The sequence below is a fragment of the Inquilinus sp. CA228 genome, assembly GCF_052078665.1.
GTDB lineage: Bacteria > Pseudomonadota > Alphaproteobacteria > DSM-16000 > Inquilinaceae > Inquilinus.
In genome coordinates this window covers 15,704-35,813 of the sequence record NZ_JBQJIK010000016.1, presented here as the reverse complement: position 1 = coordinate 35,813, position 20,110 = coordinate 15,704, and the positions used below count along the sequence as shown (strand labels likewise).

Sequence of the window (20,110 nt, the reverse complement as noted above, 5' to 3'; positions counted from 1 at the left end):
CTGGGAGAGAACCGCTCATGACCGCCACCCGTCAGGCCGATGCCCTGCAGCAGTTCCGCCGCCTGCACCAGGACGGCATCCTGCTGCTCGCCAATGCCTGGGACGCCGGCAGCGCCCGGCTAATCGAGAGCCTCGGCGCCAAGGCCATCGCCACCACCAGCGCCGGCGTCGCCTGGGCGCATGGCTATCCGGACGGCGACGTGCTGCCGTTCGACCTGCTGGTCGCCACCACCGCCGACATCGCCCGCATCATCCGGGTGCCGCTGACCGTCGACGCCGAGGGCGGCTACAGCGACGACCCGGCCGCGGTGGGCGAGGCGATCGCCCGGCTGATCGGCGCCGGGGCTGCCGGCATCAACCTCGAGGACGGGGCGGGGGCGCCGGACCTGCTCTGCGCCAAGATCGAGGCGATCAAGCGCGCCGCCGCCCGCAGCGGCCAGGACGTGTTCATCAACGCCCGCACCGACGTCTATCTGCGCGGCTTGGCGCCGGAGGGCGGCAAGGTGGCGGAGGTGCTGGCCCGGGCCGAGCGCTACCGCGCCGCCGGCGCCGACGGCATCTTCGTGCCGGGCGCGACCAAGCCCGACGAGATCAAGGCGATCGCGGCCGCGGCGCCGCTGCCGCTGAACGTGATGTCCCGGCCAGGGCTGCCCGGTGCGGCGGAGCTCGCCGCCCTCGGCGTCCGCCGCCTCAGCGCCGGCTCCGGCATCAGCCAGACGGTGTTCGCCCGGATTGCCGAGCTGGCCCGGTCGTTCCTGCAGGACGGTGTGTCCGACCCGCTGGTCGGCAAGGCGATGCCGTATCCGGAGATCAACGCGCTGATGACGGAGCGGTAGGTCAGACCCCGGCGCGGCCGTCGAGCCGCGCCGCCAGGCTGTCCAGGCTGGGCTCGAACCAGATCTCGCGGCCGCGATTGGCCTCCCGCACCCAGTCGCGCAGGGCGCTGCTGGCGGCGAGATGCGTGGAGATGTCGCCGATGACGACCAGCTTGAGCCAGTAGTTGACCGCCTTCTGGGCGATCTCTCCGGCGAGGCCGGTGCGCAGCTGGAAGAAAGCCGGCCCAAGGCGCGAGGCGGGCAGGGCGATCACCGAGGCGCCGGCGAACATCGCCTCGCCGATCAGGTCGACGGCGCGCTGCGGACTATCGATCATCGGCCCCTCCGCGTCGCAGGCCATGATCGTCTCGCTGCCGGCGTGCAGCAGTTCGGTCATCGGCGAATGGTCACGAAACTCATTTCGACTCAAGCTCACCTGTCCAGCGGTTTCGACCGGCCCAGAAGGGGCATTCCGGGCAGGGTTCGCCGTCCGGATAGTCGATGCCCTCCTCGTGAGGGCAGCCAATGATGCGATCCACAATGGCCACAGAATGGACCTCATGCTCGCGCAGGAACGCGGCGATCTCGGCGAAGATCGTCTCGTCCGCCCGCACGTCGCCGTCTTCAGCAAACCATCGACGCAGCTCCGTCGCGCCAGTATCCGGACCAGGGACGACACTGGCGACCACCTTCGTGGCACGGCGGTCGTCGGGGCCGTAGAAGGCGATCGTCCCCATCGGGTAGCCGCGCGCGCCCCGCTTCGCCTTCTTTTCGAGCCACTTCCGCGGCTGCCATCCCAGCTTCATGGCCTGCCATCCAAAGCCGAAGGCTGGCGGATGGGGTGGGATTCGAACCCACGGTGACGTCGCCGCCACGCCGGTTTTCAAGACCGGTGCCTTAAACCGCTCGGCCACCCATCCGGACCGGCCGCACCATACGGATTTGCCCCGCCGGTTTCAAACCGCTTCGTATCGGCAGCGCTGCCGAGACCACCGCGGCAATATCCGACAATTGAAATCGTGGGTTGTCAGTTTTCGCCGCGAACCGAAGCGGTTACGGGCCGTACTGTCAAACCGGTCTGCACGCCAATACAACCTATGAGGGCAGGCGGAGATTCACAGAAATACTGGGCGCCGACCAACGCCGCCGATCGGCCGGCCAGCACATGCTCAGATATGCCGAAGCGAGGCGGGACGAATATGCTGGACCATTGACCGGATGTTGTGACATACGGGTTGACATGACTGCCGAACCGATCCTGCCCCGGTCCGGACGCCGTTCTTTTTGCGTGAGATCTAGCCGCACGAAGTCGGATCGTTTCCCGGGACTCGCCGTCGTTGCAGCCATCGGCGTGGCGCTGTTTGCCACCGGATGCGCTCCCTCCCAGCCGGGAAAGGGGAGCATCGCCGAACGGCCCATTCTCGCGCGCCCCGCCGATCCGGGGGTCGTCGCCATCAACGGTGTGCGCTATGTGGCGCGCACCGACCGCGATTCCGTGCAGGTCGGCACCGCCACCTGGTACGGGCCCGGCTTCCACGGCCGCAAGACTGCCAATGGTGAGCGCTTCGACAGCGGCATGGTCACCGCCGCGCATCGCAGCCTGCCGATGCCCAGCTTGGTCAAGGTCACCAATCTCGACAACGGCCGGACGCTGATCGTCAGGATCAACGACCGCGGCCCGTTCGTGCGGTCGAAGATCATCGACATGTCCGCCCGCGGCGCGGAGCTGCTGGGCTTCCGCGGCAACGGTACGGCCCGGGTCAAGATCCAGGTGCTGGAGGAGGCGGAGCGTTTCCAGGCGCTGCAGCAGCAGCGCGACCAGGCGCGGAAGAGCCAGGTCGCCTCGGCCGGCAAGGACGACGACCTGATCGACACGCGCTACATCGCCGTGCCGCCGGCGCCGCGGGTGCCCGACCGGCTGCCGGAGATCGTCGGCAATGCCGGGGACGAGGCCAAGCCGAACCCGGCCGGCCTGTTCGTCGCCGCCGCCAAGGCCACCCGGCCGCAGCAGGTCGCCTCGCTGTTCGACGCCCTGCGCCGCTTCGGTCCGGTCTCGACCGCCGCCGCGTCCGGCGCGGTCGAGTTGCGCATCGGCCCCTTCATCGACCCCAAGGCCGCATCGAGCGCCTTGAAGCAGATTGCCAGCGCGGGCTATTCCGGAGCACGCATCGTCGCCGAGTGAGCCCCTTCGGTTCGCGGCGCGACGAGGCCGCAACCGAGGACGGATCGCTTGGGCACGCGCGGACAGTTCATCACCCTGGAGGGCGGCGAGGGCTCGGGCAAGAGCACCCATGTCCGCCGGCTCGCCGCCGATCTCGCCAAGCGCGGCCTCGAGGTCGTGGCCACGCGTGAGCCCGGCGGCTCGCCGGGGGCGGAGGCGATTCGCAACCTCCTGGTCAAGGGCGACACCGACCGCTGGGATCCGGTCACCGAGGCGCTGCTGCATTTCGCCGCCCGGCGCGACCATCTGCGGGTCACCGTGCGCCCGGCGCTGGAGCGCGGCGCCTGGGTGGTGTCCGACCGCTATGCCGACAGCTCGATGGTCTATCAGGGCTGGGGCATGGGCGTGGACCGCGATGCCCTCGACGCCCTGTTCCAGATCGCCACCGACGGGCTGAAGCCCGACCTGACCCTGATCCTCGACGTGCCGGTCGAGACCGGCCTGGCCCGCGCCGGCGCCCGCCGCGGCGGCGAGGACCGCTATGAGCGGATGGGCAAGGCGCTGCACCAGCGCCTGCGCGAGGGCTTCCTGGCGATCGCCGCGGCCGAGCCGGAGCGCTGCGTCGTGATCGATGCCGGCGGCACGGTCGACGAGGTCGCTGCCGCCATCCGCACCGCGGTCGACGCCAAGTTCGGGAAGGCGCCATGACCGGCGAATTTCCCGCCCCCCGGGCCAATCCGCGGCTGCTGGGCCATGAGGCGGCGGAGGCCGCGTTCCTCGAGGCGCTGCGCGCCGGCCGGCTGCCGCATGCCTGGCTGATCACCGGCCCGCCCGGCATCGGCAAGGCCACCTTCGCCCATCGGGTCGGCCGCTTCCTGCTGGCCGGCGGGCCGCGCGGCGCCCAGAGCCTGGAGATCCCGGCCGACCACCCGACCTTCCGCCGCGCCGCCGCTTCCGGCCATGCCGACCTGCTGACCATCGAGCGCAATGGCGGCGGCGAAGAGGAGAAGAAGCGCCGCAGCCGCGAGATCCCGGTCGAGCAGATCCGACGGATCGAGCCCTTCCTGCGCCTGACCGCCGCCGAGGGCAACTGGCGCGTCGTCATCGTCGACGAGGCCGAGGCGATGAACCGCAACGGCGCCAACGCCCTGCTGAAGATCCTGGAGGAGCCGCCGGCCCACGCCATCCTGCTGCTGAGCTGCGGCAACCCCGGCGCGCTGCTGCCGACCATCCGCTCGCGCTGCCGCCACCTGGCGCTGGAGCCGCTGCCGGACGCGACCGTCGACCGGCTGCTGGCCGAGCACGCGCCCGAGCTCGACCCGGAGGAGCGGGCGTCGCTGGTCCGCCTGGCCGAGGGCAGCATCGGCCGGGCGGCGTCGCTGATCGAGGAGGGCGGGCTCGGCCTCTACCGCGACATGCTGGGTCTGCTCGACGACTTCCCGCGGGTCGATTTCCGCGCCGTGCACAAGATGGGCGACCGGATCGGGCCTGTCGCGGCGGAATCGAGCTGGCGCCTGTTCACCGGGCTCCTGATCTGGTGGATGGAGCGGCTGGCCCGCGCCGCCGCCCGCGGCACCGCCCCGGCCGAGATCGTGGCGGGCGAGGGGGCGGTGATGCAGCGGGTGGTCGGGGCCCTGGGACGGGCCGGCGGCCTTGATCGCTGGGTGGAGCTGTGGGACAACACCCGCCGTCTGTTCGCTCAGGCGGACGGGTCCAACCTCGATCGGAAGCAGGTTCTCCTGCAGGCGTTCATCGGTATCGAGCGCGCCTGCAACGGCTGACCGCCGCCATAGCACGGAAAGAGGCCGCGATGCCGGCGCCGAAGACATTCTACATCACCACCCCGATCTACTACGTCAACGACAAGCCGCATATCGGCCACGCCTACACCACGCTGGCCTGCGACGTGCTGGCCCGGTTCAAGCAGCTGGACGGCTTTGACGTCCATTTCCTGACCGGCACCGACGAGCACGGCCAGAAGGTGCAGAAGGCGGCCGAAGCGGCCGGGGTGGACCCGCAGGCCTTCACCGACCGCGTCAGCCAGAACTTCCGCGACCTGGCCGCGGCGATGAACTTCAGCAATGACGACTTCATCCGCACCACCGAGCCGCGCCACATCAAGGCGTCGCAGGCGATCTGGGAGGCGATGAAGGCCAATGGCGACATCTATCTCGGCGGCTATGCCGGCTGGTACTCGGTGCGTGACGAGGCGTTCTACGGCGAGGACGAGCTGACCGTCGTCGACGGCAAGCGCATCGCCCCGACCGGCGCCGAATGCGAGTGGGTGGAGGAGCCGAGCTACTTCTTCCGCCTCTCCGCCTGGGGCGACCGGCTGCTGGCCTTCTACGAGGCCAATCCCGACTTCATCGCGCCGGAGTCCCGCCGCAACGAGGTGATCGCCTTCGTCAAGGCGGGCTTGCGCGACCTGTCGATCAGCCGCACCACCTTCAACTGGGGGGTGAAGGTGCCGGGCGACGAGGCGCACATCATGTATGTGTGGGTCGACGCGCTGACCAACTACCTCACCGCCGTCGGCTATCCCGACGTGGACTCGGACAGCTTCAAGCATTGGTGGCCGGCCGATCTGCACATGGTCGGCAAGGACATCCTGCGCTTCCACGCGCTGTACTGGCCGGCCTTCCTGATGTCGGCCGGGCTGCCGGTGACGAAGCGGGTCTTCGCCCATGGCTGGTGGACCAACGAAGGCCAGAAGATCTCGAAGTCGCTCGGCAACGTGATCGACCCGCTGGAGCTGATCGAGACCTACGGGCTCGACCCGGTGCGCTATTTCCTGCTGCGCGAGGTCTCGTTCGGCCAGGACGGCGACTTCTCGCGCCGCGGCATGGTCCAGCGCACCAATGGCGAGCTGGCCAACGGCTTCGGCAACCTGGCCCAGCGCGTGCTGTCGATGATCGGCAAGAACTGCGACGGCCAGGTGCCCCAGCCCGGCAGCCTGACCGACGAGGACCGCGCCCTGCTGGCCCAGGCGCCGGCGTTGCTGGAGACGCTGCGGCGCGAGTTCGACGTCCAGGCCTTCCACCGCGGCCTCGACGCGGTCTGGGCCGTGGTCGGCGAGGCCAACCGCTATGTCGACGAGCAGGCGCCCTGGACGCTGCGCAAGTCCGACCCGGCGCGGATGGCCACGGTGCTGTGGGTGCTGGCCGAGACGGTGCGGCGCCTGTCGATCCTGATGCAGCCGGTGATGCCGCAGTCGATGGCCAAGATGCTCGATCAGCTGGCCGTGGCCGCCGATGCCCGCGGCTTCGACCGGGTCGGCGACGGCCACGCGCTGGTGCCCGGCACGACGCTGCCGGCGCCGCAGGGCGTGTTCCCGCGCTATGTCGAGCCGGAGGCCGAGGCTTGATGCTGGTCGACAGCCACTGCCATCTCGACTTCCCGGATTTCGCGGCGGAGATCGACGACGTGGTCGGCCGTGCCCGGGCGGCCGGGGTCGGCTGCATGCTGACCATCTGCACCCGGCCGGACCGGCTGCCGGCCACGATCGCCCTGGTCGAGCGGTTCCCGATGCTCTACGGCGCGGCCGGGGTGCATCCGCATGAGGCGAAGGATTTCACCGATCTCACGGTCGAAGGGATCCTCGCCCTCGTCGCGCATCCGAAGATGGTCGGCATCGGCGAGACCGGCATCGACTATCATTACGGCCTCAGCCCGGCCGAGGCCCAGCAGGAGAGCTTCCGGCGCCACATCCGGGCGGCGCGGATCGCCGACCTGCCGGTGATCGTCCACACCCGCGAGGCCGAGGCCGACACGCTGCGGATCCTCGAAGAGGAAGGGCAGGGCGGCGACCGGCCGCCGCTGCGCGGTATCATCCATTGCTTCAGCGGAACGCGGCAACTCGCTGAAGAATCAGTGAAACTCGGACTTCACATCTCCCTGTCCGGGATCGTGACCTTCAACCGGTCCGAGGACATCCGCGCCACGGCGAAGGACCTGCCGCTCGAGCGTATCCTGGTCGAGACCGATGCCCCGTACCTGGCGCCGGTGCCGAAGCGCGGCAAGCGCAACGAGCCGGCCTTCGTCGCCCACACCGCTCAGCGGGTGGCCGAGCTGCACGGGTTGTCAGGTTCCGATTTCGCTCGAAGAACGAGCGACAACTTCTTCAGTCTGTTTACAAAGATTCCAAAGCAAGAGGCCTGAGCGATGCGTGTGACGGTGCTCGGCTGCGGCGGTTCGATGGGGGTGCCCATGGTCGGCGGCATCTGGGGGACCTGCGACCCCGCCAACCCGCGCAACCGTCGGCGGCGCCCGTCGATCCTGGTGCAGAGCGACAGCACCACCATCCTGATCGACACCTCGCCCGACCTGCGCGATCAGCTGCTGGACCACGACGTCAAGCGGGTCGACGCGTTGCTCTACACCCACGCCCATGCCGACCACATCCACGGCATCGACGACCTGCGGCCGCTGGCCTTCAAGCAGCCGATCAACGCCTATATGGATTCGGCGGTGCGGCAGGAGTTGGAGGAGCGTTTCGGCTACACCATGACCTCGGTCGAGATGGACCGCGGTTTCTACCACCCGTTCCTGGTGCCGCATCTGCTGGACGGGCCGTTCCGGGTCGGCGACATCGACATCCTGCCCTTCGAGCAGGACCACGGCCGCAGCGTCTCGATGGGCTACCGCTTCGGCCGCTTCGCCTATTCGACCGATGTCGTCCGCCTCGACGACCGCGCCTGGGCGGCGTTGGAGGGGGTGGATCTGTGGATGGTCGATGCGACCCGGCCGGAGCCGCATGTCTCGCACGCCCATCTGGCGCTGACGGTGGAGTGGATCGAGCGGCTCAAGCCGAAGCAGGCCTGGCTGACCCATATGAACCACCAGATGGACTATGACTGGCTCTGCCGGCAGTTGCCGGGCCATGTCCGGCCGGCCCATGACGGGCTGGTGATCGAGATCGGCTGAGGCGGAGCCCGTAGGTTGGGTTCGCCTCGGCGAACCCAACATCGCGATGCGAGGGACAAATGTTGGGTTCGCAAATGCGAACCCAACCTACGGCGGTAGCTCAGCGGCGCGGCGGCCGGCGCGGCTGCGGGGCCGGGTTGGCGGCCTGGTTCGCGGCGGCGCGCTCGGCCAGCGCCAGCTCGGTCTTCAGCTCGGCGATCTTGCGGTCCATGGCATCCCGCAGCGTCTTCGAGGTGTGGATGCCGAGATGGGCGCGCTTCTGCTCCAGCTCCTGCAACTGCTTCTGCTTTTCCTCGCGGTTCCGGCGAATCGGGGCGCCGTCGGACCGCTGTCCGTCAAAAGAACGCATAACTGACCCTACACTGGGTTTTCGGAGGGATGCCATGGGCACGGCCCGGGCCGCGCCGCATCCGCGGAAGCGTTGGCCTAACCGATCCGGGGGCCATCGTGCAAGCTGGTATGTCGCCCGCCCTCGCGCTACGGTCGCTCCCTTGCGACCAAGGGACGGGGACGGAGAGGGCGCCGTGCAGCCATCGACACGCAGATTTCGACTTTGGCGCGCCGCGGCCCTGGCGCTGCTGATCGGCCTGTTCGCCGCGGCCCCGGCCGGCGCCGGCCCGAAGGACCACCGCTTCCGCATCACCGACGAACTCGGGCCCGACCAGATCGAGGAGCTGATCGCCGTCGGCATCGACGGCCGCACCGTCGGCGTCCTCCACGTCACCAAGGACGACCCGATCGCCGAGCTGCAGGTCAAGGTGCCGGCCGGGCGGACGGTGCGCTATGAGCTGTGCGGCTTCCTGGTCGTCGAGACCCCGGAGGGCGGCCGCCGCCAGCACCCGGTCAACCACACCGGCACGATCGCGGACGCCGACGGGCGCGAGCTGAAAGCCTTCAACCAGAACAACGAGGTCTTCTTCCTGCAGGACAGCGCGCCGCAGGACGCCGATGCGGCGAAGACCGCGATCGTCGGCACCGGGCAATGCGCCCAGCCGGTCGCCTGACGACAACACACGATAGGTAGGACGGAAACAGTTATGCAGACGCCCTGGACCGCCGATACGGCGCGCTACGAGACCGCCCGATTCCGCCGCTCCGGCCGCAGCGGGCTGCAACTGCCGGAGATCTCGCTCGGCCTGTGGCAGAACTTCGGCGGGGTCGACCATGTCGAGACCGGCCGCGCCGTGCTGCGCCGCGCCTTCGACCGCGGCGTCACCCATTTCGACCTGGCCAACAACTACGGACCGCCCTACGGCTCGGCCGAGGAGAATTTCGGCCGCATCTTCGCCGCCGATTTCCGGCCCTACCGCGACGAGCTGCTGATCTCGACCAAGGCCGGCTACGACATGTGGCCGGGGCCCTACGGCAATTTCGGCTCGCGCAAATACCTGGTCGCCAGCCTGGACCAGAGCCTCAAGCGCATGGGGCTCGACTATGTCGACATCTTCTACTCGCACCGGCTCGACCCCGAGACGCCGCTGGAGGAGACGATGGGCGCGCTCGACCATGTCGTGCGCCAGGGCAAGGCGCTCTATGTCGGCATCTCCTCCTACTCGCCGGAGGCGACCCGCCAGGCCGCGGCGATCCTCAAGGATCTCGGCACGCCCTGCCTGATCCACCAGCCGTCCTACTCGATGCTCAACCGCTGGGTCGAAGATGGGCTGCTTGACACGCTGGAGGAGCTCGGCATCGGCTGCATCGCCTTCTCGCCGCTGGCGCAGGGCATGCTGACCTCGAAGTACCTGGACGGCGTGCCGGAGGATTCGCGGGCCAAGCGCGGCCGTTCGCTGCAGTCGAAGCTGCTGTCGGAGGGCAACATCGTCCGCATCCGGGCGCTGAACGAAATCGCCAAGCGCCGCGGCCAGACCCTGGCGCAGATGGCGCTGACCTGGGTGCTGCGCGACCCGCGCGTCACCTCGGCCTTGATCGGCGCCCGCTCGGTGGCCCAACTCGACGACAGCCTCGACGCGCTGAAGGGCGCGCCGCTGACCGCCGAGGAGCTGGCCGAGCTCGACCGCCACGCCCTTGACGGCGGCATCGACCTGTGGCGCGCCTCCTCGACCGCCAAGGCGGCTGGGTAGGGAGCGGATCAGCCGGCGTGCCTCAGCGCACGCCGGCGCGCATCCATCGTGGTGATGAAGCCGGCATAGCTCCAGCCCAGATGCTTGGCTGAGGTCTGGACGCCGGTGGCGCGGTCGAACTGTTCCGACAGGGCGCCATCGGCCGGGGTGAAGGCCTGGACCGTGGCCAGGAAGGCGTCGCCGCGGCTCCGGAACGCAGCGGCCAGGCGCCGGTGATCGTCCGCCCCCGGCTCGGCGCCCAGCGCCCGGGCGACGAAGCCGCGGTTCTCGGCTGTCAGGGCGAAGGTGGCGCCGCCCGCCAGCGCCGCGGCCAGGCGGTAATGGAACTCCGCCGCCGCCAGGGTCGCGATGTACCAGGCGCCGCCGCCGTAGTAGCGATCCTCGCGGTAGCGGCCCAGCGCGGGGGCCGGCCGCCGTCCGGCGTTGATCGGGAACAGGCCGGCAAAGAGATCCTCCAGCGCGGCGAGCGTCGCCTGGGCACTTGGATCGAGCACGCTGTGCGGCCCCGAGGGCAGCCCGGCATGCAGCACGCCGAGGATCACGGCGATGTCGAGGTCGCGGCCCGGCGTGCCGGAGGCGGCCGGCAGCAGGCTGGCATAGGCGCCGGCCCGCCAGTGGCTGTCCGCGGCCGCCGCGAGCGCCGTGGCGGCCTCCCGGCATCGCCCGGCAGTCTCGGCGTCGCCCTGCGCCTCCAGCCACTCCGCGCCCTGGCGCAGCGCGGCGCATTGCACCACGCCCGTGTAGTAGTCATGGCCGAGGCTGTCTTCCCAGATCTCGAAGCTGGGCTCGGCGTGATGCGCCAGGACGAAGTCCAGATCGATGCGCAGCAGCCCGGCCGCCTCGTCCCGGATGCCCGGCTCCAGCACCCCGTCCTCCAGGCAGCGCAGCAGGGTCAGGGCCTGCAGCGCCGACCCGTCATGCTGCGGCCGCGACCAGTTCAGCGTGTCCAGCGTGCTGTCCGGGTTGACCCGGACCTCGCCCCAGATCCGGTCGCCGGCGACGCCGCGCAGATCGGCCTCGGACCGGACATGCTGCACGAAATCCGGGTCGACGCCCCGGCGCGGATCGCCCTTGGCCAGCACCGCGGCGCCGGTCAGGCCGCGCAGGCCGAGGCTGAAGCGGATGAAGTCGCGGATGTGGCCGGCATCCGCCGCCGGCCGTGTGCCGTCCGCCACCAGGATGCGGAGGGCATCCATCACCAGCGCCGAATCCCGGAACCAGTGGAAGAAATAGTCCGGGTCCGGGTCGTAGGCGCCCATCACCGCCGAGGCCACGACCGATCCCGGCCGCGGCACGATGCGCTGGCGAAAGGGCGGCCGTTCCTTCACCAGGTGGGTGGCGGAGACGCCGAGCGTCAGGTTGCGGGCGGCGACCGCGTATTGTCGGTCGAGCCACCCGGCAAAAGCGGTGTTTCCGGAGGGGCTCAAGCCTCGATCAGGCCGAGCCGGGTCTCGATCCGGTCGAGCCGTTTCTCGATCTTGTCGAAGCGAACGGAATGCTCGGCCAGAACGACTTCGACACGCGCGGTGTTGACCTCGAGCCGCCCGACACGGGCGGTCAGGTCGTCCAGGCGATCAACCACGCGGTCCATGCCGGCGCGGAGATGCCGGAGGTGTTCGAGGACGAGGTTTTCGGTCTTCTCGTTCATGGCGATCAGTGTAGCAGAAATTCCGAAAGCAGGGCGACGACGGCAGGGAGAGACTGCCCGCCGCCCATCACCGCTTGTCCAGATGCGGACTCTGGAAACCGAGGTTGCGCAGGCCGCGCTGGACGTCCGGATCGCCCATGAACAGCCGCCACAACAGCCCGCTGCGGAAATTCTCGATCATCACCACGATCGGGCCCTGGTCGATCGCCAGATAGGTGTCGGCCACCCAATTCGCCTGCTCGGAGAAGGCGTCGACGAAGCCGTATCTGTCCCAGATCCGGTCGCCGAGCTTCTCGTAGAAATGCCGCAGCGCCCGCATCGACTGCTCGGGCGCGTAGGGCATGGCCGACAGGGCCGCGGTCGGGGTGATGACGCCGAGGTCGTTGTCCGGGGCATGCGCCGAATAGCCGCCCGGGGTATCGCTGGCGGTCAGGCCCCAGCAATCCGGCCCGTAGCCCTTGAAGCCGTTCGGGTTGCGGACACAGTGCTCGTGGTTGATCAGCGTGTGTCGGCGGTTCTGCTCCCAGTAGTCGGCGTACTGGTCCTTCAGCCCGCGCGGGTCGAGGCCGAGGAAGGAGTAGTGGCTGAAGAACAGCGGCCCGCCATAAGGCATGCCTAGCGGCAACTCGATGTCGTAGTAGCGGCGCTGGCTGAGGAAGTACCGGCCGACGGCCCAGCCGCGATGATAGACCTCGGCGTCGATGGCGTAGCGCGGCGAGGCCGCGGCGATGACATAGGCGATCAGGCACTCGTTCCAGCCGCGGATCTCGTGGCCCATGCCCCAGCCGTTGTTGGCGCCCCAGTGCCAGAACAGCACGTTCAGCCCGCCGCGCGTGTACCAGCTCCACTCGGTCTCGTTCCACAGCCAGCCGATATGGTTGCGCAGCTCGGTCTCGTCGGCGGCGTCGCGGTCGAAATAGCGGCGGGCGGTCAGCAGGCCCTGGAACAGGAAGGCGGTCTCGACCAGGTCGCCGCCGTCATCCTTGCGGCTGAACGACACCGTGGCGCCGGTGCGGCCGTCGAGGAAATGCGGAAACACGCCGTGATGCGAGGTGGTGTGCTCCAGGTGGCGGACGATGGTCATGAGCCTCTCGACCGCGGCCGCGCGCGCGATCCAGCCGCGTTCTGCCGCGACGATGATGGCCATGATGCCGAAGCCGGAGCCGCCGGTCGTGACCCAGTCGTTCGGCGCCTTGCCGGCGCGGTCGGTACGGTCGGGGATCATGCCGCTGACCGGATGCGCCGCCTCCCAGAAGAACTGGAAGGTCTGGCGCTGCACGAGGTCGAGCAGGGCGTCGTCCGACAGCGCCGCGGCGCCCTTCTTGGAAGCGCGGCGGGCCGGTGCCGGTCGTTTGGTCATTCCATCGGGTCTCGGTGGTGGAGCAGGGGGGCGAAGCCGGCGGAGGAGGGGATGGCCCGCCGCGGCGGCCGGCCGATCGGGATCCGGCGCTCGCCGGTGACCTCGTCGGTCAGGTGCAGCTTCAGGACGCGGGTGTAGAAGCCGTTCTTGACCTCACGTCGGGCGATGGTGATCACCGCCGTCTCCGGCAGCTCGTGCTCGAAGATCGACATCGCGGTCTTCCGCCGCTCCTCGTCCAGGGAGTCGACCATCTCGTCGATGAACACCCATTGCGGCTTGTGCAGCAGCAGCCGGGCGAAGGTCAGGGTCTGCAGCTCGTCGCTGGTCAGCTCCTTGTCCCAGTTCCTGACCTGGTCGAGCGAGATCTCGTGGTGCCCCATCTCGGTGCGGCGCAGCGTGGCGCAGATCTCATCATCGGTGAAGCTGGCCGAATCCAGCGGGTAGGTCAGGGCGGCGCGCAGGCTGCCGGGCGGCAGGTAGGGCCGCTGCGGCAGGAACATGGTGCGGGCCTGGGGCGGCATCAGGATGCGGCCGGTGCCCCAGGGCCACAGCCCGGCGAAGGCGCGGAACAGCGTGCTCTTGCCGCCGCCGGTGCGGCCGACGATCAGGACGTGCTCGCCCGGCCGGATCTCGACCTGCTCGTCGTCCAGCACCGCCAGGCCGCCGGCCGACAGCACGCCCAGCTTCTCGAAGCCCAGCGTGTCGCCGGCGCCTTCGGCGATCTCGATCTTGCGCGGCTCGCCGTTCAGGTTCTCGAGCGTCACCAGGGTCTCGCGGAAGCTCATCACGCGCAGCAGCGTCGCCCGCCAGTCGGCCAGGTTGCTGAAGTTGTCGACGAACCACCGCAGCGCCTGCTGCACCTGCACGAAGGCGCCGACCGCCACCATCAGCTCGCCGAAGGTCAGGTCGCCGCCGAAATAGCCGGGCGAGGCGACCAGGATCGGCGCGACGATGGTGAACCAGCCATAGCCGGCGGTGATCCAGGTCAAGTTGGTGACGGCGCGGACATAGCGCAGCATCACCGCGATGATCCGGTCGAGATCGCCGTCCAGGCGCCGGCGCTCGTCCGCCTCGCCGCTGTCGAGGGTGATGCCGTCGACATGCTCGTTGACCCGGACCAGGGCCGCGCGCAGGTCAGCCTCGCGGGCATAGCGCTCGGCGTTGATGTTGATCAGCGGCCGGCCGACGCGAAAGCTCACCCAGGAGGCGGCGGCGGCGTAGAGCAGGGCGCACCAGACCATGTAGCCGGGGATCGAGATCGGCATGCCGTCGATCTTGAGGGCGATGCCCTGGGACAGGATCCACAGCACGCCGACGAAGCTGATCAGCAGCAGGGTCGATTGCAGCAGGCCGATGCCGAGATCGGTCGACAGCTCGGTCAGGTGGCGCGCGTCCTCATGGATGCGCTGGTCCGGGTTCTCGCCGATCTCGCCGGCACCGGCCAGGCGGAAGGCGCGCTTCGGCTTCAGCCACTCGCCGAACAGGTCGCGGGTCAGCCCGGCCCGCAGCCGCACCTTGAGCGACTGGTTGAGCCAGGCCTGGGCGACATTGAGCGTCAGCAGCACGCCGGCGATGAAGACGAAGACCACCAGCTGGTGCAGGAATCCGCTCAGGCTCTTCTGCGCCAGCGCGTCATAGAAGGGCTGGTTCCAGGCATTCAGCCGGATCTGCGCCCCCGCGGTCAGGGCGATGACGACGACGACGCCGGCAATGAGACCGAGGATGCGCTTCCAGTCGGGCGACGCCCGCAGCGTCCGGAACAGGGTCAGGAGCTGAGAGAGGAGAGTCTGGCTGACGATCGAGTGCTCTTGACCAGCAGCCGTTTGCGACGCCTCGGGCGCCTGTGCCATTGAACCTGTCCGATCCCTACCGCTTCTTGCGCTCCCCTTCGGGATGCTTGCCTCGATCATACGCATAGACGCGATGTCGGTCGTACACCGAATTGAAACACCAGATTTTGTGCGGGTTTGCGCGCCCATCACGACACCCGTTCCGCACGAGTGTCGGCGAGGAGGCGGCAGACTCGGTGGGACAGCCCCCGGAGATCGGCCGAAAATCGTCCAGCATCGTGACGCACCGAAGCGGTAGAAGAAATCGCCCCTCGCCCCTTCACATCGACAATCATGCCGCTTCTAATGATCTGCATCTCAGAAACAAAATGACCGTTACATTGCGAGATTGGTGATGAGCTCCGATTGAAGACATGGTCTTCACTAGAAGGGTAACACGGAGCTCGGGCCGATCCTCCATCAATATCGGATGAAGCCGGCGAAACGAGGGCAGGGCTGCCACATTGTCGAGCGTCGTGGGATTCCGGCCACAGCGATGACCGTCGCGCTTCGGCTCGCAGCGAAGCGGCCCGGTCGGGCTTCGGAATCGGGATCTGAAGGGCCGTGTCCATGTCCCTATGGAAGCACGAGCCGCCGGCCCGGGCTGTGACTGCCGTAACAGCCCGGGCCTGTGTCGTCCGATCGTGTCAGAAAGCCACGCGGTCGCCGCCCTTCAGCTCCAGGATCTCGCGCGCCTCGTCCGGTGAGGCGATCTCCAATCCCAGCCCCTCGATGATCTGGCGGGCGAGGCGGACCTGCTGGGCGTTCGATTCCGCCAGCTTGCCGGGGCCGGCCCAGAGCGAATCCTCGAGCCCGACCCGGACATTGCCGCCCATCGCCGCCGCCATCGCCGCGATCGGCAGCTGGTTGCGCCCGGCGCCCAGCACCGACCATTCGTACTGGTCGCCGAACAGCCGGTCGGCGGTGCGCTTCATATGCGCCACATCCTCCGGATGCGGGCCGATGCCGCCGAGGATGCCGAACACGGTCTGGACGAACAGCGGCGGCTTGACCAGGCCGTGCTCCAGGAAGTGGTGCAGGTTGTAGAGATGCGAGGTGTCGTAGCACTCGAACTCGAAGCGGATGTCGTCGTCGCTCAGCGTCTGCAGCACGAACTCGATGTCCTTGAAGCTGTTGCGGAACACCAGGTCGCGCGAGGCCTCCAGCGCCTCCGGCTCCCATGAATGCCTGAACTCCTTGAACCGGTTGAGCATCGGGAACAGGCCGAAATTCATCGACCCCATGTTCAGCGACGCGACCTCCGGCTTGAAGGTCTGGGCCGGCAGGATGCGTTCCTCGACCCGCATCCAGGGGGCGCCGCCGGTGGTCAGGTTGACGACGCAGTTCGAGCGCTGCTTGATCACCTTGAGGAACGGCTCGAAGGCCTGCGGCGTCTGGTCGGGCTTGCCGGTCTCCGGGTCGCGGGCGTGCAGATGGACGATGGCGGCCCCGGCCTCGGCCGCGCCGATCGCCGCCTCGGCGATCTCGGCGGCGGTCACCGGCAGGTGGGGCGACATCGACGGGGTGTGGATCGCCCCGGTGACGGCGCAGGTGATGATGATCTTGCGGCTCTTGGCCATCTGGTCTGTCCTTCGGCTCAGGAAACGGTCGGGTCTTCGGTCTGCGCCGCCTTGTGGGCCTTCAGCGCCGCGAGGCGACGGTCGCGCCAGGCGCTGCGGGCGGCCAGCCGGCCGGCGTCCGGGGTCTCGCCCCAGCCGGCCAGCAGGCGGGCGACGGTGGGGCCGTCCCATACCTCCGGCTTGGCGGGGTCGGCGGCGAGGCGTCGGTAGAATCCGGTGTAGCGGGCGCAGTAGTCGGGGATGCCGCCCGGCGCGTTCAGTTCGATGGTGCCGAAGGGGCCGAGGAACGACCAGCGCAGGCCGAGCCCATCCTTGATGGTCTTGTCCAGGTCCTGCGGGCTGATCACGCCGTCGCCGACCAGCCGGAAGGCCTCGGCCAGCAGCGCGCCCTGCAGCCGGTTCAGCACGAAGCCGTCGACCTCGCGGTGGACCGTGACTGGCTCCTGTCCCACGGCGCGATAGATCCGTCGTGCGCGCTCGATCGTCTCGGGGGAAGTCCAGGGCGCGCCGCACAGCTCGACCACCGGCACCAGATGCGGCGGGTTGACCGGATGGGCGACCAGGCAGCGGTCGCGTCCGGCCAGGTTCTCGGTGAAGCGCGAGGCGACGATGGCCGAGGTGGAGGAGGCGAGGATGGCGTCGCGCGGCGCCAGCCGGTCCAGCTCGGCGAACACCGCGCACTTGACCGCGACATCCTCGGGCAGGTTCTCCTGCACCAGCTCTGCCCTGGTCACCGCATCGGCCAGGGATCCGGCGGCCCGGACCCGTGCCGCGGCGCCGGCCGGGTCGTCGACCAGCCCTTGGCTGGCGAGCTCGGCCAGGCCTTCGGCGATCAGCCCCGGCGCAGCGTCGAGGGCGGCGGCGCTGGTATCGGTCAGCCGCACCTGCCAGCCGGCGGCGGCGAAGACGATCGCCCAGGACCGGCCGATCAGCCCGGTGCCGATGATCGCGACGGTCGGCATGCTGCGCTTCCTCTCCCGAACATTCGTTGTGGCAACGGTCCGACAAAGTCGGCCCCGGGTCCAGACCGCGATCGGCAACCCAGGCCGGCTTGGTTGTGATGGCCCTCCGGGATAGGGTTGCTGGCAATGAGCAAGGAGGAGAACGCCATGGATCTCGGCATCAAGGGCCTGCGCGTCCTGGTCACCGCCGGCGCGTCCGGCATCGGGCGGGAGATCGTCCGCGCCTTCGTGGAGGAGGGGGCGCGGGTGCATGTCTGCGACGTCGACCGGGCGGGGCTCGAATCGCTGGCGGCGGAAAGCCCGGCCATCAGCACGACCCCGGCCGACATGTCCGATCGGGCGTCTGTCGCCCGGCTGTTCGACCAGGCGCTGGCGGCGCTGGGCGGGCTCGACTGCCTGGTCAACAATGTCGGCATCGCCGGCCCGACCGGCCGGGTCGACCAGATCGATCCGGAGGAGTGGGACCGGACGCTGGCGGTCAACATCACCGGTCAGTTCAACTGCACCCGCCTGGCCGTGCCGCATCTGGCCAAGAGCAACAATGCCAGCATCGTCAACCTGTCCTCCTCGGCCGGCCGGCTGGGCTTTCCGCTGCGCACGCCCTATGCCGCCTCGAAATGGGCGGTGGTCGGCTTGACCAAATCGCTGTCGATCGAGCTTGGGCCGCTCGGCATCCGGGTCAACGCGATCCAGCCCGGCATCGTCGAGGGCGACCGCATCCGCCGGGTCTTCGCCGCCAAGGCGGCGCAGCGCGGCGTCACGCCGGAGGCGATGCTGGACCAGTCCCTGGCGCAGGCCTCGATCCGGGAGATGATCCAGCCGCGCCAGCTGGCCGACCAGATCCTGCTGCTGGCCTCGCCGCGCGGCCGCACCATCTCGGGCCAGGCGATCAGCATCTGCGGCGACCTGCAGTCGCTGGCCTAAGCCGCCGTGGCGAGGCCCGGCAGGGCGTTGCGGACCGATTGCGTCAGGATGACCGCCAGGCGGACGGTGACGCCGAGCCCGGCCGCCACGGCAGCTGGGCGAGATCACCGGCGCGGCGTGACCCAGGTCACCTCCGGCTCCGCGGCCCGGATGCGATGGTCCGGGCACAGCACAGGCGGCGGGACCCACCGCTGCCGGAAACTGGAGTCAGAAGCCTTGCTTCAACATCGGATGTCCCCGGCCGACTACCTCGTCGCCTCCTGGTCGCAGGCCGAGTCCAGCACGCCGACACGGCTGGACCTGAGCACCGCGAACAGCAACCGGGCGATCCGCGTCCTGGTTGCCGACGACGACCCGGCGACGCGGGAGACGATCGTCGACTATCTCGAGAGCCACGGCGTGCGCGCGGTCGCGGCCGCGGGGCGCCAGGAGATGGCCCGCCACATCGCCAGGGGCGAGCTGGACGTGGTGATCCTGGATCTGCAGCTCGGCGAGGGCGACGGCCTCGCCCTGCTGCGCGAGATGCGGGCGAAATCGGCCATCCCGGTGATCATCGGCACCGGTCGCGGCCAGGAGGAGATCGATCGCGTCATCGGGCTGGAGCTCGGCGCCGACGACTGTCTGAGCAAGCCATTCGGGCTGCGGGAGCTGCTGGCGCGGATCCGGGCGATCCTGCGCGGCCGGGACCTCGCGCGGGCGGCGCCGCAGCGGGCCCCCGAGCGTGGCCGCTGCCGCTTCGGCGGCTGGCAGCTCGACCGGCGCCTGCGGCGGCTGACCGACTCCCAGGGGGCCGTGGTGCCGCTGTCGAAGGCCGAGTATGCGCTGCTCGTCGCCTTCGTCGCGGCGCCGCAGCGGCCGCTGTCGCGCGAGCAGCTGCTGCAGGCGACGCGGATCCGCGAGGATGTGTTCGACCGCACCGTCGACGTGCAGGTGCTGCGGCTACGCCGCAAGCTGGAGACCGATCCCAGCGCCCCGAAGATCATCCGGACGGAGCGCGGTGTCGGCTATGTCTTCAGCCTGCCGGTCGAGGCGCTGTGACCGGTCGGCCTCAATGGACCGCCCGGTCTTCGCCGCGCAGGGCGTTCCGCGCCCGCGCCAGGCGGGAGCGGATGGTGCCGATCGGGACATGCAGGCGCTCGGCCGCCTCTTCATAGGAGGCGCCGTTGATCGCCACCAGGTGCAGCACCTCGCGATGGCTGCGCGACAGGGAGGGCCAGCGTGCCTCCACTTCGCGCACCTCGATCACCTCGGTCTGGTTGGCCGGGGCGGGCAGGTCCCAGCCCTCGATTGGCACCATCTCGGTCTGGTTGCGCTTGCCCGAGACGAATTTCGAAAGGTGGAGGCGGCGCATCATGACGATCAGCCAGGCCACGATGTTGCTGCCGGGCCGCCAGAGATGGAGCTTCAGGGCGGCCCGCAGCAGGGTCTCCTGGATCAGGTCGTCGGCATCCGCCCGGTTGCGGGTTAGGCTCACGGCATAGCGCCGGAGATCCGGAATGCAGGGAGCGACGGTCGCGAGGAACTGTCGCTCGGTTGCGGCTGAGATGGCCGGCATCGGGGAGCGTCCGTGTTGCGACTGAGTACCCAACGAAACCGATGGGCGGCCGGACTGTTCCCTTAAAAATTCTTGTCTTCCGAGCCTCCGGCGCAATGAAATCCCGCTTCGTTTGCCGTACATCGCTGCGGTGTCCCAAATCGGCGCCCCCCGACTATCAATTGATAAGCGGTTTCATGTGCGCCAATCCGCCGCCGTGATCGGCAAGATACACGAAGCGGCATTTGTCTGAATTGATGAATTCTTGTGCAGATGATCGCTCGATCGGCCGA

The 20,110-nt window shown here is 69.2% G+C and carries 21 protein-coding genes and 1 tRNA gene; 11 read left to right on the top strand and 11 right to left on the bottom strand.

Annotated features, from left to right (window positions below):
- Positions 1-17 precede the first annotated feature (17 nt).
- A complete protein-coding gene (locus ACTOWL_RS09995) occupies positions 18-836 on the top strand; it encodes an isocitrate lyase/PEP mutase family protein (RefSeq protein ID WP_441321071.1) in 819 nt (272 codons plus the stop codon).
- A gap of 1 nt (position 837) precedes the next feature.
- Here the strand turns inward: ACTOWL_RS09995 and ACTOWL_RS09990 are convergent, their stop codons facing one another.
- The 3 genes from ACTOWL_RS09990 to ACTOWL_RS09980 all read right to left on the bottom strand — a co-directional run bounded on the left by ACTOWL_RS09990 (position 838) and on the right by ACTOWL_RS09980 (position 1,735).
- Complete coding sequence (locus ACTOWL_RS09990; protein WP_441321070.1) at positions 838-1,212, bottom strand: DUF4180 domain-containing protein; 375 nt, start codon at positions 1,210-1,212, stop codon at positions 838-840.
- A 19-nt stretch (positions 1,213-1,231) separates the two neighbouring features.
- A complete protein-coding gene (locus tag ACTOWL_RS09985; RefSeq protein ID WP_441321069.1) occupies positions 1,232-1,621 on the bottom strand; it encodes a hypothetical protein in 390 nt (129 codons plus the stop codon).
- A 24-nt stretch (positions 1,622-1,645) separates the two neighbouring features.
- Positions 1,646-1,735: transfer RNA gene (locus ACTOWL_RS09980), tRNA-Ser, on the bottom strand.
- A 551-nt stretch (positions 1,736-2,286) separates the two neighbouring features.
- Between ACTOWL_RS09980 and ACTOWL_RS09975 the strand changes: the two genes are divergently transcribed.
- From ACTOWL_RS09975 to ACTOWL_RS09950, 6 genes are read left to right on the top strand one after another with little or no spacing between them, the layout of a single operon-like run.
- A complete protein-coding gene (locus tag ACTOWL_RS09975; protein WP_441321068.1) occupies positions 2,287-2,997 on the top strand; it encodes a septal ring lytic transglycosylase RlpA family protein in 711 nt (236 codons plus the stop codon).
- Positions 2,998-3,045: 48 nt separating this feature from the next.
- Positions 3,046-3,684 carry a dTMP kinase gene (tmk, locus tag ACTOWL_RS09970; protein WP_441321067.1) on the top strand — a complete coding sequence of 213 codons (639 nt, stop codon included), beginning with the start codon at positions 3,046-3,048 and terminating at the stop codon, positions 3,682-3,684.
- Complete coding sequence (locus ACTOWL_RS09965) at positions 3,681-4,757, top strand: DNA polymerase III subunit delta' (RefSeq protein WP_441321066.1); 1,077 nt, start codon at positions 3,681-3,683, stop codon at positions 4,755-4,757. Before tmk ends, ACTOWL_RS09965 begins: the two co-directional genes overlap by 4 nt.
- 29 nt (positions 4,758-4,786) lie before the next feature.
- Positions 4,787-6,340, top strand: coding sequence for a methionine--tRNA ligase (gene metG, locus ACTOWL_RS09960; RefSeq protein ID WP_441321065.1), 1,554 nt, complete (start codon positions 4,787-4,789; stop codon positions 6,338-6,340).
- Complete coding sequence (locus ACTOWL_RS09955; RefSeq protein WP_441321064.1) at positions 6,340-7,134, top strand: TatD family hydrolase; 795 nt, start codon at positions 6,340-6,342, stop codon at positions 7,132-7,134. The genes metG and ACTOWL_RS09955 overlap by 1 nt, the downstream gene beginning before the upstream one ends.
- 3 nt (positions 7,135-7,137) lie before the next feature.
- On the top strand, positions 7,138-7,899 hold the full coding sequence (locus tag ACTOWL_RS09950; RefSeq protein WP_441321063.1) for an MBL fold metallo-hydrolase: 762 nt from the start codon (positions 7,138-7,140) through the stop codon (positions 7,897-7,899).
- A gap of 100 nt (positions 7,900-7,999) precedes the next feature.
- On the opposite strand, the gene ACTOWL_RS09945 is transcribed toward ACTOWL_RS09950, so the two are convergent.
- The gene (locus ACTOWL_RS09945; RefSeq protein ID WP_380304295.1) at positions 8,000-8,176 is read right to left on the bottom strand and encodes a hypothetical protein; all 177 of its coding nucleotides are present in this window, start codon (positions 8,174-8,176) and stop codon (positions 8,000-8,002) included.
- A gap of 247 nt (positions 8,177-8,423) precedes the next feature.
- On the opposite strand from ACTOWL_RS09945, the gene ACTOWL_RS09940 reads away from it, so the two are divergent.
- On the top strand, positions 8,424-8,903 hold the full coding sequence (locus tag ACTOWL_RS09940; protein WP_441321062.1) for a hypothetical protein: 480 nt from the start codon (positions 8,424-8,426) through the stop codon (positions 8,901-8,903).
- A gap of 33 nt (positions 8,904-8,936) precedes the next feature.
- A complete protein-coding gene (mgrA, locus tag ACTOWL_RS09935) occupies positions 8,937-9,980 on the top strand; it encodes an L-glyceraldehyde 3-phosphate reductase (protein ID WP_441321061.1) in 1,044 nt (347 codons plus the stop codon).
- 8 nt (positions 9,981-9,988) lie between these two features.
- Here mgrA and ACTOWL_RS09930 read toward each other — a convergent pair whose 3' ends face one another.
- The 6 genes from ACTOWL_RS09930 to ACTOWL_RS09905 form a co-directional block, all read right to left on the bottom strand.
- Entirely contained in the window at positions 9,989-11,407 is a 1,419-nt protein-coding gene (locus tag ACTOWL_RS09930; protein WP_441321060.1) for a glycoside hydrolase family 15 protein, read from the bottom strand.
- Positions 11,404-11,628, bottom strand: coding sequence for a hypothetical protein (locus ACTOWL_RS09925; RefSeq protein WP_441321059.1), 225 nt, complete (start codon positions 11,626-11,628; stop codon positions 11,404-11,406). The genes ACTOWL_RS09930 and ACTOWL_RS09925 overlap by 4 nt, the downstream gene beginning before the upstream one ends.
- A gap of 67 nt (positions 11,629-11,695) precedes the next feature.
- Positions 11,696-12,988, bottom strand: a complete 1,293-nt coding sequence (locus ACTOWL_RS09920) for a glucoamylase family protein (RefSeq protein ID WP_441321058.1) — start codon at positions 12,986-12,988, stop codon at positions 11,696-11,698.
- Positions 12,985-14,838: an ABC transporter ATP-binding protein/permease gene (locus ACTOWL_RS09915; protein ID WP_441321057.1), complete on the bottom strand. Its 1,854-nt coding sequence runs from the start codon at positions 14,836-14,838 to the stop codon at positions 12,985-12,987. Before ACTOWL_RS09915 ends, ACTOWL_RS09920 begins: the two co-directional genes overlap by 4 nt.
- A 626-nt stretch (positions 14,839-15,464) precedes the next feature.
- The gene (locus ACTOWL_RS09910) at positions 15,465-16,397 is read right to left on the bottom strand and encodes a 3-keto-5-aminohexanoate cleavage protein (RefSeq protein ID WP_441321056.1); all 933 of its coding nucleotides are present in this window, start codon (positions 16,395-16,397) and stop codon (positions 15,465-15,467) included.
- A gap of 17 nt (positions 16,398-16,414) precedes the next feature.
- The gene (locus tag ACTOWL_RS09905; RefSeq protein ID WP_441321055.1) at positions 16,415-17,359 is read right to left on the bottom strand and encodes a 3-hydroxyacyl-CoA dehydrogenase; all 945 of its coding nucleotides are present in this window, start codon (positions 17,357-17,359) and stop codon (positions 16,415-16,417) included.
- A gap of 126 nt (positions 17,360-17,485) precedes the next feature.
- Between ACTOWL_RS09905 and ACTOWL_RS09900 the strand changes: the two genes are divergently transcribed.
- Together ACTOWL_RS09900 and ACTOWL_RS09895 are read left to right on the top strand one after the other, a co-directional pair.
- Positions 17,486-18,283: an SDR family oxidoreductase gene (locus ACTOWL_RS09900; protein WP_441321054.1), complete on the top strand. Its 798-nt coding sequence runs from the start codon at positions 17,486-17,488 to the stop codon at positions 18,281-18,283.
- A 216-nt stretch (positions 18,284-18,499) separates the two neighbouring features.
- On the top strand, positions 18,500-19,321 hold the full coding sequence (locus ACTOWL_RS09895; protein WP_441321053.1) for a response regulator: 822 nt from the start codon (positions 18,500-18,502) through the stop codon (positions 19,319-19,321).
- 10 nt (positions 19,322-19,331) lie between these two features.
- Here the strand turns inward: ACTOWL_RS09895 and ACTOWL_RS09890 are convergent, their stop codons facing one another.
- Positions 19,332-19,838: an RNA polymerase sigma factor gene (locus tag ACTOWL_RS09890; RefSeq protein ID WP_441321052.1), complete on the bottom strand. Its 507-nt coding sequence runs from the start codon at positions 19,836-19,838 to the stop codon at positions 19,332-19,334.
- Between the last annotated feature and the right edge of the window lie 272 nt (positions 19,839-20,110).

Excerpts from the sequence above, each read along its gene's own strand:
- ACTOWL_RS09955 (WP_441321064.1), top strand. The coding sequence starts at position 6,340 with ATGCTGGTCGACAGCCACTGCCATCTCGACTTCCCGGATTTCGCGGCG.
- ACTOWL_RS09915 (WP_441321057.1), bottom strand. The coding sequence starts at position 14,838 with ATGGCACAGGCGCCCGAGGCGTCGCAAACGGCTGCTGGTCAAGAGCAC.
- ACTOWL_RS09890 (WP_441321052.1), bottom strand. The coding sequence starts at position 19,838 with ATGCCGGCCATCTCAGCCGCAACCGAGCGACAGTTCCTCGCGACCGTC.
- ACTOWL_RS09905 (WP_441321055.1), bottom strand. The coding sequence starts at position 17,359 with ATGCCGACCGTCGCGATCATCGGCACCGGGCTGATCGGCCGGTCCTGG.
- ACTOWL_RS09990 (WP_441321070.1), bottom strand. The coding sequence starts at position 1,212 with ATGACCGAACTGCTGCACGCCGGCAGCGAGACGATCATGGCCTGCGAC.
- ACTOWL_RS09965 (WP_441321066.1), top strand. The coding sequence starts at position 3,681 with ATGACCGGCGAATTTCCCGCCCCCCGGGCCAATCCGCGGCTGCTGGGC.
- metG (WP_441321065.1), top strand. The coding sequence starts at position 4,787 with ATGCCGGCGCCGAAGACATTCTACATCACCACCCCGATCTACTACGTC.
- ACTOWL_RS09925 (WP_441321059.1), bottom strand. The coding sequence starts at position 11,628 with ATGAACGAGAAGACCGAAAACCTCGTCCTCGAACACCTCCGGCATCTC.
- ACTOWL_RS09985 (WP_441321069.1), bottom strand. The coding sequence starts at position 1,621 with ATGAAGCTGGGATGGCAGCCGCGGAAGTGGCTCGAAAAGAAGGCGAAG.
- ACTOWL_RS09995 (WP_441321071.1), top strand. The coding sequence starts at position 18 with ATGACCGCCACCCGTCAGGCCGATGCCCTGCAGCAGTTCCGCCGCCTG.
- ACTOWL_RS09910 (WP_441321056.1), bottom strand. The coding sequence starts at position 16,397 with ATGGCCAAGAGCCGCAAGATCATCATCACCTGCGCCGTCACCGGGGCG.
- ACTOWL_RS09900 (WP_441321054.1), top strand. The coding sequence starts at position 17,486 with ATGAGCAAGGAGGAGAACGCCATGGATCTCGGCATCAAGGGCCTGCGC.
- mgrA (WP_441321061.1), top strand. The coding sequence starts at position 8,937 with ATGCAGACGCCCTGGACCGCCGATACGGCGCGCTACGAGACCGCCCGA.
- ACTOWL_RS09920 (WP_441321058.1), bottom strand. The coding sequence starts at position 12,988 with ATGACCAAACGACCGGCACCGGCCCGCCGCGCTTCCAAGAAGGGCGCC.
- ACTOWL_RS09950 (WP_441321063.1), top strand. The coding sequence starts at position 7,138 with ATGCGTGTGACGGTGCTCGGCTGCGGCGGTTCGATGGGGGTGCCCATG.